This is a genomic window from Streptomyces sp. NPDC001339 (assembly GCF_042895955.1).
In the GTDB taxonomy this organism is placed as follows: Bacteria; Actinomycetota; Actinomycetes; order Streptomycetales; family Streptomycetaceae; genus Streptomyces.
The window spans coordinates 12698-24133 of sequence record NZ_JBIAWT010000003.1 but is presented as its reverse complement, the minus strand read 5'-3'; the positions used below and the strand labels follow the sequence as shown (position 1 = coordinate 24133).

Sequence of the window (11436 nt, the reverse complement as noted above, 5' to 3'; positions counted from 1 at the left end):
GAGGTAGGGTGGGAAGATGGCTGAGACAGAGACAACGACAGGACGCCGCGAGCGCAAGAAGGCCCGGACCAGGCAGGCTCTGGCGGATGCCGCAGTGCGACTGTTCACCGAGCGCGGGTTCGACAACGTCGGTGTCCGCGAGGTGGCGGAGGCGGCCGACGTCTCGTTGAGCACGCTCTTCAAGCACTTCCCCAGCAAGGAAGCCCTCGTCTTCGATCTGGACGCTGACGTCGAGAGCGCCCTGGTCACCGCTGTTCGCGACCGGGCCCCCGGCCAGTCTGTGCTGCACGCCCTGCGCGACCACATGGTGCAGGCCCGTACCGCCGTGCGAACCGACGACCCCACTTTCGTCCTCGTCGAATCCACCCCCGCACTGCGGGATTACGCCCGGCGCATGTGGTCGCGCCACGAGAAGACACTGGCCGCCACCCTCGCCGATGCCACCGGGCTCGCCCCGGACACCCCCGCCGTCACCGGCCTGGCGCGCTTCACGCTGGAAGCCCCCAGCATCGCCCGCGCAAGCGAAGACCCGGCCCGGACCATGCGCGACTTGTTCGCCCTGCTGGAACAGGGCTGGGCCACCACCCCCCTGGCACGACAGGAAAGCCACCCCGGTCAGGCCGGGTGACCGCGACAAGACGCCGCATCACGGCGCCACCGGCGCCCCCTCGAACTCGCCTGCTCCAGCATCTGTTTGAGACGACTACGCGGCGCATTCCGAGACGCCCAGGTACTCGCATCGCCGACGACGGTCGGGAACTGCGTTGGGATGTCAGGCCGATCGACCCGAAGCCCTCCGTCTCGACCCGAAGTCCGCTGTATGGAATCGATCCATTTCCCGGTCGGCCGACAGCGGTGCCGCGGATCACAGGCTTTGCGGCACGCGCGGGTTGAGGCGAGACGGTCCGTCTTGTTATGGTGAGGGCATGGCTTTCCTCTTCTTCGTCTGAGTCCGGGCACGGCCGATGCCGCCGTTTCTGCCGCCCGTAGACCCTCGCATCCCCCGGGAAAGTCATATGCGCGACCGCGCTCATACCGCCCTGCCCACCACTGCCCCCGCTGCCGTGCCGCAGCTGTCCGTCAAGGACGTCTCCAAGTCCTATGGCGCCCGGACCATCCTCGACCAGGTCTGCTTCACCGTCCGTCCGGGCGAGAAGGCTGCCGTCATCGGCGAGAACGGCTCCGGAAAGTCGACCCTGTTGCGGCTGCTCGCCGCTGCCGAGATGCCGGACGCCGGTGAGATCACCGTCAGCTTCCCCGGCGGCACCGGCCACCTCGCCCAGACCCTCGACCTCGATGCTGACCGCACCGTGCAGGACGCCGTCGACCGCGCCCTCGCCGAACTGCGCGACATGGAGTGCCAGTTGCGGTTGGCGGAGGAGTCCCTCGGCGAGGCAGCGGCAGAGGAACTCGCCGCGTACGGCGAACTGCTGATCGCGTACGAGGAACGCGGCGGATACGAGGCGGATGCCCGTGTGGATGCCGCGATGCACGGGCTCGGGCTCGCCCACCTCACCCGCGACCGCCTGCTCGGCTCGCTGTCCGGCGGCGAGCAGTCGCGGCTCGCGCTCGCCTGCGTCCTGGCCGCCGCCCCCGAACTGCTGCTCCTCGACGAGCCGACGAATCACCTCGACGCGGCGGCCGTGCTCTGGTTGGAGAAGCATCTGCGCGAGCACCGCGGCACCGTCGTCGCGGTCACCCACGACCGCGGCTTCCTGGAACGCGTCGCCACCACGATCCTCGAGGTCGACCGGGATGCGCGCACGGTGCTCCGGTACGGCGACGGCTGGGCCGGCTACCGCGCCGCGAAGGCTGCCGCCCGGCGCGGCGCGGAGCAGCGGTACGCGGACTGGGCCGAGGAGGTGGCCCGTATGGAAGAGCTGCTCGAGGCCGCGGGGAGGCGGCTTGCCACCACTGGCCGCGACCCGCAGCAGGGTTTCGGCAAGCACCGCCGGTCCAGCGAGGCGAAGCTCGGCGGTCAGGTGCGCGCCGTCCGCGAGCGCCTGGCCCACCTGCGTCGCAACCCGGTCGCGGAGCCGCCGGCACCGCTCCGCTTCACGGCGGCACTGTCGGCCACAGACGACACCGCTCAGGGCCCCCTCGCCGAACTCGACGGGGTACGGGTCGGCGAGCGGCTTCACCTGGCCGGGCTCCTGGCGATCGCGCCCGGAGCGCGGCTGCTGGTCACGGGCGAGAACGGCGCGGGCAAGACGACACTCCTGCGCGTCCTGGCGGGCGACCTGGAGCCGGACTCGGGCACGGCACGCCGCCCCGACCGGATCGGCTACCTGGCGCAGGAACTGCCCGCGCACTCCACGCGGCTCCCCCTGCTCCCCGCATTCGCCGCCGGGCGGCCCGGACCGCCGGACGAGCACGCCGCACAGCTGCTGGCGCTCGGCCTGTTCCGTGAGGAGGACCTGCGCGTCCCGGTCGCCGCCCTGTCCGCGGGCCAGCAGCGGCGTCTGCAGATCGCACGCCTGGTGACCCGTCCCGCGGACCTCCTCGTCCTCGACGAGCCGACCAACCACCTCGCGCTCGACCTGATCGAGGACCTTCAGGCGGCGCTCGCAGCGTACCCAGGAGCGGTGGTCGTGGTCTCGCACGACCGCGACTTCCGCGCCCGCTTCGAAGGGGAGCAGCTGGAGCTGCACGCCGGCCGCAGGCGCTGACCCCTCGGGTCCCTCTCCGCCGCGAACGGCCCTCAGCCAGTCCCGACCTGCCCGACAGCCGCAAAACCCGCTGAAACGACGGAGCCATGACCACCTTCCTGACACCACAACAGCTCGCCGGCCGCACCTCCGCCGCCGTCGATGCGGCCGTCGCGGCAGGGCGCGAGCTCGGCCTGACCGTCACCGACCCCAGAGTGCTCCACGACGTCTTCTCCGTCGTCGTCCACCTGGCGCCCTCGACGGTTGTGGCCCGGATCCCCACCGTCCTGCCGCACCCGGACGACCTGGCCGCCCTCGCGCGCCGCCAGCAGGACGAGTTGGATGTGACACGTTGGCTCGCCGACAAGGGAGTCCCCGTGATCGCACCCAGCCCGCTCGTCCCGCGGGAACCCGTGCAGCGCGACGGTTTCTCGATGACGTTCTGGCCGTTCGTCCCGCAGAACCGGGACAAGGAACCCGACTATGTGGCGAACGCCGAGAGCGTCGCCGACCTGCACGCGGCGATGCGCACCTACCCCGGCCGCCTGGAGTTTCTGTCCGCGGCCGATCCGCGGTTCATCACAGAGAGCCTCGCCCGGCTCGACCGGCACCCCACCCTGATCGGCGCGGCCGACCTGGACCGCGCCCGCCGCGAGTGGCAGCTTCTCCAACCCCTTGTCCGCTCACGCACGGCCTTCGAGGCCCGGTACCCGGGCATCGGCCTCCAGCCCCTCCACGGCGACTGCCCGCCCGCGAACATCTACTCCGGGGTGGACGGCGACCTCTACGCCGACTTCGAACTGGTCACACTGGGCCCGGTCGAGTGGGACCTGGCCGCTCTCGGCCCCGAGCACGAATCCGCCTACAACCGCGGCGCGCGGCGCAACGGCACGAGGCCGCTCGACGAGCAGGTCCTGGGCTTCGTCAACGCCCTGGGCATGCTGCGGGTCATCGCCACTCTCACGCTGGTCCCGCAGCTGCCCGAGCTGATGGAGTACCTCGGGCCCGCCGTCGACCACTGGCAGACGATGCCCTTCGCGGGCGGCATGAACGGCTGACACCCACCGGTGAGAGCTGAACGCGATGCTCAGCACGATGGAGCCAGCGGCTCCCACCGGACCCGGCACCAGACCCGGCCGTCGGACCCGCCCCACGTAGAGGTCACGGAGCGTCGGCCAGGCCACCGCTCTTCTGGTCCCGGGGACGGATCCGGGCGATGAGCAGGGCGACGTCGTCCGGGTCGTCCGGGTCGCGGAGGGCTTCCAGGAGGCGGTCGCAGGTGTGTTCCAGGGACCGGTCGGGGCGGTCCAGGAGCCGGAGGAGGAGGTCCAGGCGTTCGTCGATGGTGTGGTGGCGGGTCTCGACGAGACCGTCGGTGTAGAGGACCAGCTGATCGCCGGGGCGCAGGGGGAAGGTGGTGTCCTCGAACGGGACGCCGCCGACCCCCAGCGGTACGCCGCTGGGCAGGTCGAGCAGTTCGGGGGGCTCGCCCCGGCGCATCAGCACCGGTGGCAGATGTCCGGCCACGGCGATCCGGCAGGTGTCGTCGTGCGGGTCGTGGACCGCGTAGGCGCAGGTGGCGTACTGCTGGAGATCGGCGGTGATCTTGTCGATCTGCCGCAGTACCCCGGTCGGCGGGATGTCCAGGTCGGCGAGGGTGGAGGTGGCGGTGCGCAGCCGCCCCATGGCGGTGGCGGCGGTGATGCCGCTGCCCATCACATCGCCCACGACGAGCGCGGTCTTGTCCGCCGTGAGCGGGATGACGTCGAACCAGTCGCCACCGACCTCGCTGGAGGTCCCGGCGGGCTGGTAGCGGGTGGCGATCTCCAGGCCCGGCCGGTGCGGCGGATGGTCCGGCAGCAGGCTGCGCTGGAGGGTGACGGCGGTGTTGCGCAGCCGCTGGTACAGGCGGGCGTTGTCGATGCACACCGCGGCGCGATCGGCCAGTTCACCGGCGAGGGTGAGATCGTCCTCGTCGAACGGCACGGGGTTACGGGCACGGGTGAGGACCAGTGCGCCGAGGACCTCGCCGCGGGCGGTCAGCGGCGTGATGAGGTACGAGTGGACGCCGGCGGCCGCGAGGAGAGCGGCGGCCTCGGCGGACCGGGCGATGCCGGGCAGGTCCCGCTCGTCGACATGGGACAGCAGGATGGGGCTGCCGGTGCGCACGCACCGGGTGACCAGCCGGTCGGGTCCGTAGCTGGCGAGGTGCCCGGGCGGATCGGAGGCACGGACCGCCTCGGTGGGGTAGGCGGCCCGCACCGCGAGGGCCCGGAAGAGCGCGTACTCACCGCTCGGTCCCGCACGACGGTCCTCCAGGACGGAGTCCAGGACGTCCACCGCAGCCACATCGGCGAGTTCGGGCACCGTGACATCGGCCAGTTCGCCGGCGGTCCGCTCCACTTCCAGCGTGGTGCCGATACGGACGGAACCGTCGGCGATCATGGCCAGGCGGTGCCGCGCGCGGGCCGCCTCGGCGGCCGCCCGGTGCCGGTCGGTGATGTCCACGACCATGCCGGCCACGCCCAGTACCCGCCCTCCAGGGTCGTCGAGCCGGTAGATGGAGAGCGACCAGGCGTGTTCATGGCCGGGGTCGGCAGGGGTACGGCCCACGGTGTACTGGTCGACGAGCGGCTCCCCGGTCTCCAGGACCTGCCGGGCCGCGGCCTCCAGCTGATCGGTCCGCAGCAACGGCAGTACCTCATGGACCGACCGGCCGACATGCTCCTGGGCGGGGACGCCGTTCATCCGCTCCAGTGCCGGGTTGACGGCCAGATACCGCAGGTCGGTGTCGAGGACCGCCACCCCGATCGGCGACTGGGAGACCAGCCTCGTCGACAGGGCCACATCCCGTTCCACCTGGCGCAGCACCGCCTCATCGGTGGCGATGCCCAGGGCGTAGAAGTCACCCTGGTCGTCCAGCAGCCGCATATTGCGGAACTCCACCAGCCGGGTACTGCCGTCCTTGTGCCGGACGGGGAAGGCTCCGGCCCAGACCTCACCGGTCCCCATCACCTCCGCGAACAGCCTCAGCACCAGGTCCAGATCCTTCTCGTGGACCAGCAGCCGCGCCGCGTACTCCCCCAGCGCCTCCTGCGACGAGTAGCCGAACAGCTTCTCGGCCTGCGGGCTCCACAGCACGATCCGCCCCTCGGCGTCCAGGAGCACCGCCGCGACGCTGAGCAGGTCCAGCAGCCCGCTCCGTGGCGGCGCCTCGGAACCGGAGGCGGACGGTTCGCCCGCGGAACCGAAGGGGTCGGCTGCGCTCATCACCGGCACTCCCTCCGGCCTCGGTGCCTCGCCGTCCTTCCATCGTCCCCGGACCCGGGTGCGGGCGCAGGTCCGGCTTCCGGGTGCCCCTCCCGTCCGGGCGCGGAGGCGGGGTGCGACGATGACCCCTGTCATGGATACGGGGTGGGTTCTCAGAGGGCTGCGCGCCGCGGTGTTCGCCGCGGTGTGTGTACTGCTCGCCGCCCTCGGCCATGCGGTGATGTCGGATGCCACGATCCCCGCCTGGATGCTGCTCACGGCCTGGGCGGGCACCTCGGCAGGAGCCTGGTGCTGCGCGGGCCGGGAACGTGGTCCGCTGCTGGTCGGACTGTTGACCGTCGGCGCCCAGACCGCCCTGCACAGTGCGTTCTCGTTCGGCCAGGCGATGGCGGCCGGGGCCGGCGGTACCGGCGCTTCCAGCTCTTCCGGCGAAGGTTTCCCGGCCGCCCGGCAGTGGGCGAACGCCTGGATGTGCGGTGCGCAGGGGATGCGGTTCTCCGACGGTGAGGCCGCGCGGATGCTGGAGCTGATACAGCGACAGCAGCAACACCTGGGCCACGCGGATCCGATGCCGGGGATGCACGACGGCCCGGCCGGGATGCACGGCAGCCCCACCGGCATGCTCGCGGCCCACCTGCTGGTCGCTCTGCTCAGCGCATGGTGGCTGTGGGGCGGTGAACGGGCGGCGTTCCGGCTCGTCCGGACCGTGTCGGCCTGGCTGTTCGCGCCACTGGTGCTGGTGCTGCGGGTGGTGCTGCCCGAGGTGCGGCGGGTCGTGCGTTCGGCCCGGCAGGAGCCGCGGCGGGCGGTACGGAAGCTGCTGCTCGCCCATGTGATGACGTTGCGGGGTCCTCCGTATGAGCCGGCTGTCAGCTGACAGCACGGTCGAATTCCCGAGCCGAGGGGCGGACGGGCGCTGAGGGCTGCGCGGATGCGCGGGGCGCCCGAGGGCCCCGGCTCCGACGTCACCGGTCGCCGCCGCGCGGGGACCGGCTCCTACGAAGGACTCCAGATGATGAATCCTGTCCGGATGCCTGTGGTGGCGGTGTGCACCTCCGCCACCGGCGCCTCACCGGGTGCCGGAGGGTGCCCGCCCGGCGCCCATGCGTCACCCGGCGTGTCCGCCGTCCGGCACGGCCGCGCCGGTGCCAGTGCCGGCACCGGTGCATGTGCCCGTACCGGTGCCTGTGCCGGGAGAAGCGGATACCGATCGCAGTCGGGCCAGCAGCGCGTCGGCATCTGCATCAGCGCCAACATCGGCCGGATCGTCTTCGGGCCGTGCCACGGCGCCCCCGAGGCGCGCCGTCAGCGCTCGTGCCCGCCCGTCCCACCCTTGGCAGTCCCGGCACCGCGCGAGATGCTCGTCGAGCCCACGGGCGGTGAGACCCGGGGGCAGCGCCTCCCCGTCGAGGCGGGCGGAGAGGGCCGTACGGACGCGCGAGCAGTGCATGGGGCCATCCTCCCGGAAGCCCCGGGGCACGGTGACGGGCGGTCGCGGTATGCGGAATGACGAGGCGGTGACGGGCTGGGCGCTGGCCGCCCGCGGCGGCGACGAGCGGGCCGTCGAGCAGTTCGTCCGGGCCACCCAGCTCGATGTGCGGCGCTATGTGACGCACCTCAGCGGTGACCCCCAGGCGACCGACGACCTGGTGCAGGACACCTACGTACGGGCGCTGCGGAGTCTGCCGCGGTTCGAGGGCCGGTCGTCGGCCCGGACCTGGCTGATGACCATCGCCCGCCGGGTGGTCGCGGACCGGATCCGGTCCCGTGCGGTACGGCCCCGGCTGGCGGCGACCGACGACTGGCAGTCGGCAGCGGAGCGGGTGCAGCCGCACGACGTGCCGGGATTCGACGAGGGCATCGCGCTGGCCGAGCTGCTCGCCGCGCTGGTACCGGAGCGGCGGGAGGCGTTCGTCCTCACCCAGCTCCTGGGGCTGCCGTACGCGGCGGCCGCCGGGGTGGTGGGCTGCCCGGTGGGGACCGTACGGTCCCGGGTGGCACGGGCCCGGGAGACGCTGGTCGCGCTGGTGACGGCGGCGGAGCGAACGGAGGAGCGGGAGCTGGCCGGAGCGGCGGCCTGACGGGCGAAGCGATGGCCTGACGGGCGACGGGGTTCATGGCTCCCGGTGTGGGGCCATGAACCCCGTCCTCATGCCGTGCCCGCGGCGTCAGTCTCCGGGGCGTACCGCCCGGGCCCGCACGGTCTGTGGCGGGCTGTCGCGGAAGTGCAGGGTGACGGTGAGCTGGTCACCCGGTGCGAGCGCCGGCGGCGGGCTGATCATGATGTCCAGGGTGGTCGGTGTCATCCGCACGATGCCGCCGGCCGGGACGGTGACCGTCCGGACCATGGCCATACTGCGGGCGTTCCGCCCGATGTCGACGGTGCGGCCGAGCATCGCCCGGTGCCCGGCCGGGCCGGTGACGCCGGTGAGCACGTCGTCCGCACCGCCGCTGTTGCGGATGGTGAAGAACGCGGCGGTGGCCTCGGAGCCGGAGGGGACCAGCACCAGGCCCTCGGTGACGGTCAGTTGCGCGGGAGTTCCGGCGTTGCCGGTGACGGTCCAGGCGGTGAGCATGCCCAGGGTCGCCAGGCAGGTGACCAGCGGCACGGCGAGCGATGCCACGGACGGGCGGTTCATACGGCCTCTCCCCTGGATACGGCGGTCCCGGACGCGGCTGTCCCGGACGCGGCTGCCCCGGAAGGGGCCGTCCTCGATGCGGCCGTCCTTGTCGACACCCTCCTCGACGCCCTCCTCGACGCTCTCCGTTCCGTGCCGCCCGGGCGCCAGGCGCGCAGGCGGAGGCTGTTGCCGACGACGAGCAGCGAGCTGACGGACATCGCGGCGGCCGCGAGCATCGGGTTGAGCAGCCCGATGGCGGCGAGCGGCACGGTGACCAGGTTGTAGCCGAAGGCCCAGACGAGGTTGGTGCGGATGGTGGCCAGGGTGCGCCGGGCCAGCCGTACCGCGTCGGGGACGGCCTGGAGGTCCTCGCGTACGAGGGTGACATCGGCGGCGCCGATCGCCGCGTCCGTACCGCTGCCCATGGCGATGCCCAGATCGGCCAGGGCCAGGGCCGCGGCGTCATTGACGCCGTCGCCGACGACGGCGACCCGGCCGCCCTGCTCCTTCAGGGTGGCGACGAGGGCGGCCTTGTCCTCCGGGCGGGCCTCGGCGTGGACCTCGGTGATGGCGAGGTGCCCGGCCACGGTCTGTGCGGTGACGGCACGGTCCCCGGTGGCCAGGACCGGCCGCAGGCCCAGGCGCCGCAGATGGTGGACGGCACGGTAGCTGTCGGGACGGAGCGTGTCGCCGACGGCGAGGACCGCTTCCGGTGTGCCGCCCACGGTGAGCTGGACGGCGGTGTGGCCGGCGGTCTCGGCCGCCCGCACGGCATCCGCGAGGGGCGCCGGCAGCCCGGCCGGCGTGCCTGGCCGGGTGCACTCCACCAAGCGCCCGTCGTCCGTCCCGCCGCGTACGCCGTATCCGGGTGTCGCGGTGAAGTCACGTACAGGCGCCAGGAGTTGGCCGTCCTGTGGATGTTGCGCACGGGCGTGGGCGACGATGGCGCGGGCCAGCGGATGCTCGGATCCCTGCTCGACGAGAGCGGCGAGGCGCAGCGCCTCGGCGGGGTCCAGGCCATCGGGGCGCACGGTGAGGGCGGTGACGCTCATGCGCCCGGTGGTGAGGGTGCCGGTCTTGTCGAGGACGACGGTGTCGATCCGGCGCAGCCGCTCCAGCGCCTGCGGTCCGCGGACCAGGATCCCGAGCTGGGCGCCGCGGCCGGTGGCGGCCAGCAGCGCGGTCGGGGTGGCCAGCCCCAACGCGCAGGGGCAGGCGACGACGAGGACCGCGACCGCCGCGGTGACGGCGGCCTGCGGGGCGGCTCCGGCGCCGAGCCAGAAGCCCAGGACGGTGACCGAGACGGTGAGTACGGCGGGGACGAAGACGGCCGCGACCGCGTCGGCGAGCCGCTGGACGCGGGTCTTGCCGGTCTGGGCGTCCTCGACGAGCCGGGTGATCCGGGCGAGTTGGGTCTCGGCACCGACCGCGTCGGCACGCACCTCCAGCAGACCACCGGAGTTGACCGCGCCGCCGACGACCGCCGAGCCGGGGCCCACTTCGACCGGCCGGCTCTCCCCGCTGATCAGGGACAGGTCCAGGGCGGAGCTGCCCTCGACGACGGTGCCGTCGGTGGCGACGCGTTCGCCGGGGCGCACCAGGAAGCGGTCGCCCACCCGGAGCCGGTCGGCCGGGATGCTCCGCTCACCGTCGGCCGTGCGTACCGCGACGTCCTTGGCGGCGAGCTCGGCCAGCGCCCGGAGGGCGGACCCGGTGCCGTGCCGGGCTCTGGCCTCCATCCGCCGCCCGGCCAGCACGAACAGCGGGACGCCGACGGCGGCTTCGAGGTAGAGGTGCGCGGTGCCGCCCCCGGCGGTGGGCAGCAGGCTGAACGGCATGGTCATCCCGGGTGCTCCGGCCCCGCCGAGGAACAACGCGTAGCCGGACCAGCCGAACGACGCGACCACACCGAGCGAGACCAGGGTGTCCATGGTGGCGGCGCCGTGCCGCAGTCCGCGCAGCGCACGGGCGTGGAACGGCGCGGCTCCCCATACGGCGACGGGGGCGGCGAGCGCGAAGCAGAGCCACTGCCAGTTGCGGAACTGCCAGCCGGGCACCATCGACAGGGCCAGGACGGGGAGCGAGAGCAGGGCGGTGATCAGCAGCCGGTGGCGTTCGGCACGGGCACCGTCGTCGTCCTGGACGTCCGGCCGTGGGGCGGGCCGGCCCTCGGGCCCAGGTCCGCGTTCAGGGTCGTGTTCGGGGTCGCGTTCGGGTTCGGGGAGCCGCGCGGTGAATCCGGCCGCCTCGACGGTGGTGACGAGGTCGGTGACGGACACCGCGGCGGGGTGGTGGACGGTGGCCCGGCCGGTGGCCAGGTTCACGGCGGCTTCCACACCGTCCAGCCGGCCGAGCTTCTTCTCCACCCGGCCCACGCAGGCGGCGCAGGTCATCCCGCCGATGGTGAGGGTGGTGGTACGGGCGGGGGACGGTGCCGGGGCGGCTTTGTGCTGCCGGGGTGCGGGCTGTGGGGGCTGTGGGGGCGTCATCGCGTCGCCGCCCCTACGGTGACAGAGCGGGGAGCCGGGGCACCCATGCCGCGTATCGCGCCCGTACCGCGTACCTCGCCCATGCCATGCATACCGTGCATGTCGCCCATGTCGCCGTCGTCGGCAGGGGCGTTGGGCCCCGTACCGGTCCCGGTCCCGCCGGCCGGGCGCAGACCGGGGGCCACCGGGCCGACGAGTGCACCGGCTTCGTACGACAGCGCGAAGAGCACCGCCAGCAGCGCGATGAAGGCCAGGACCGGCCGGGCGAACAACGTACGGACGGCAGACGGAAGCGGAGGCCGACGGCGGTCGGCCGGAGAGCTGGACATCGCGCCATCGTGGCAGGTGACGGCGGCGCCGAGGGGCCGATCACGGGCTCCTCGCCACGTGAGGTTTGTCCCGCCGCAC

The 11436-nt window shown here is 73.1% G+C and carries 10 protein-coding genes; 5 read left to right on the top strand and 5 right to left on the bottom strand.

Annotation, left to right across the window (positions count from 1 at the left end; all coding sequences use genetic code 11):
• The first annotated feature begins 16 nt into the window (after positions 1 to 16).
• The 3 genes from ACFY12_RS09100 (at position 17) to ACFY12_RS09090 (ending at position 3706) form a co-directional block, all read left to right on the top strand.
• Positions 17 to 628, top strand: a complete 612-nt coding sequence (locus ACFY12_RS09100) for a TetR/AcrR family transcriptional regulator (protein WP_390715115.1) — start codon at positions 17 to 19, stop codon at positions 626 to 628.
• A 388-nt stretch (positions 629 to 1016) separates the two neighbouring features.
• A complete protein-coding gene (gene abc-f, locus ACFY12_RS09095; RefSeq protein WP_390715114.1) occupies positions 1017 to 2669 on the top strand; it encodes a ribosomal protection-like ABC-F family protein in 1653 nt (550 codons plus the stop codon).
• 86 nt (positions 2670 to 2755) lie between these two features.
• Positions 2756 to 3706: a phosphotransferase gene (locus ACFY12_RS09090; protein ID WP_390715113.1), complete on the top strand. Its 951-nt coding sequence runs from the start codon at positions 2756 to 2758 to the stop codon at positions 3704 to 3706.
• A gap of 103 nt (positions 3707 to 3809) precedes the next feature.
• Here the strand turns inward: ACFY12_RS09090 and ACFY12_RS09085 are convergent, their stop codons facing one another.
• Positions 3810 to 5918, bottom strand: a complete 2109-nt coding sequence (locus ACFY12_RS09085; protein WP_390715112.1) for a SpoIIE family protein phosphatase — start codon at positions 5916 to 5918, stop codon at positions 3810 to 3812.
• A 121-nt stretch (positions 5919 to 6039) separates the two neighbouring features.
• Between ACFY12_RS09085 and ACFY12_RS09080 the strand changes: the two genes are divergently transcribed.
• Complete coding sequence (locus ACFY12_RS09080) at positions 6040 to 6795, top strand: PE-PGRS family protein (RefSeq protein ID WP_390715111.1); 756 nt, start codon at positions 6040 to 6042, stop codon at positions 6793 to 6795.
• A gap of 231 nt (positions 6796 to 7026) precedes the next feature.
• Here the strand turns inward: ACFY12_RS09080 and ACFY12_RS09075 are convergent, their stop codons facing one another.
• Positions 7027 to 7368, bottom strand: a complete 342-nt coding sequence (locus tag ACFY12_RS09075; RefSeq protein WP_390715110.1) for a zf-HC2 domain-containing protein — start codon at positions 7366 to 7368, stop codon at positions 7027 to 7029.
• 49 nt (positions 7369 to 7417) lie between these two features.
• On the opposite strand from ACFY12_RS09075, the gene ACFY12_RS09070 reads away from it, so the two are divergent.
• On the top strand, positions 7418 to 7999 hold the full coding sequence (locus ACFY12_RS09070) for a sigma-70 family RNA polymerase sigma factor (protein WP_390715109.1): 582 nt from the start codon (positions 7418 to 7420) through the stop codon (positions 7997 to 7999).
• Positions 8000 to 8086: 87 nt separating this feature from the next.
• Here the strand turns inward: ACFY12_RS09070 and ACFY12_RS09065 are convergent, their stop codons facing one another.
• The 3 genes from ACFY12_RS09065 to ACFY12_RS09055 are packed head-to-tail and all read right to left on the bottom strand — an operon-like array spanning position 8087 to position 11357.
• Positions 8087 to 8557, bottom strand: coding sequence for a copper chaperone PCu(A)C (locus ACFY12_RS09065; RefSeq protein ID WP_390715108.1), 471 nt, complete (start codon positions 8555 to 8557; stop codon positions 8087 to 8089).
• A complete protein-coding gene (locus tag ACFY12_RS09060) occupies positions 8554 to 11028 on the bottom strand; it encodes a heavy metal translocating P-type ATPase (protein ID WP_390715107.1) in 2475 nt (824 codons plus the stop codon). The genes ACFY12_RS09065 and ACFY12_RS09060 overlap by 4 nt, the downstream gene beginning before the upstream one ends.
• On the bottom strand, positions 11025 to 11357 hold the full coding sequence (locus ACFY12_RS09055) for a hypothetical protein (RefSeq protein WP_390715106.1): 333 nt from the start codon (positions 11355 to 11357) through the stop codon (positions 11025 to 11027). The genes ACFY12_RS09060 and ACFY12_RS09055 overlap by 4 nt, the downstream gene beginning before the upstream one ends.
• Between the last annotated feature and the right edge of the window lie 79 nt (positions 11358 to 11436).

What these genes read in the sequence shown, in the direction of transcription:
- ACFY12_RS09100 (WP_390715115.1), top strand. Translation starts at nt 17, where the DNA reads ATGGCTGAGACAGAGACAACGACAGGACGCCGCGAGCGCAAGAAGGCC.
- abc-f (WP_390715114.1), top strand. Translation starts at nt 1,017, where the DNA reads ATGCGCGACCGCGCTCATACCGCCCTGCCCACCACTGCCCCCGCTGCC.
- ACFY12_RS09090 (WP_390715113.1), top strand. Translation starts at nt 2,756, where the DNA reads ATGACCACCTTCCTGACACCACAACAGCTCGCCGGCCGCACCTCCGCC.
- ACFY12_RS09085 (WP_390715112.1), bottom strand. Translation starts at nt 5,918, where the DNA reads ATGAGCGCAGCCGACCCCTTCGGTTCCGCGGGCGAACCGTCCGCCTCC.
- ACFY12_RS09080 (WP_390715111.1), top strand. Translation starts at nt 6,040, where the DNA reads ATGACCCCTGTCATGGATACGGGGTGGGTTCTCAGAGGGCTGCGCGCC.
- ACFY12_RS09075 (WP_390715110.1), bottom strand. Translation starts at nt 7,368, where the DNA reads ATGCACTGCTCGCGCGTCCGTACGGCCCTCTCCGCCCGCCTCGACGGG.
- ACFY12_RS09070 (WP_390715109.1), top strand. Translation starts at nt 7,418, where the DNA reads ATGCGGAATGACGAGGCGGTGACGGGCTGGGCGCTGGCCGCCCGCGGC.
- ACFY12_RS09065 (WP_390715108.1), bottom strand. Translation starts at nt 8,557, where the DNA reads ATGAACCGCCCGTCCGTGGCATCGCTCGCCGTGCCGCTGGTCACCTGC.
- ACFY12_RS09060 (WP_390715107.1), bottom strand. Translation starts at nt 11,028, where the DNA reads ATGACGCCCCCACAGCCCCCACAGCCCGCACCCCGGCAGCACAAAGCC.
- ACFY12_RS09055 (WP_390715106.1), bottom strand. Translation starts at nt 11,357, where the DNA reads ATGTCCAGCTCTCCGGCCGACCGCCGTCGGCCTCCGCTTCCGTCTGCC.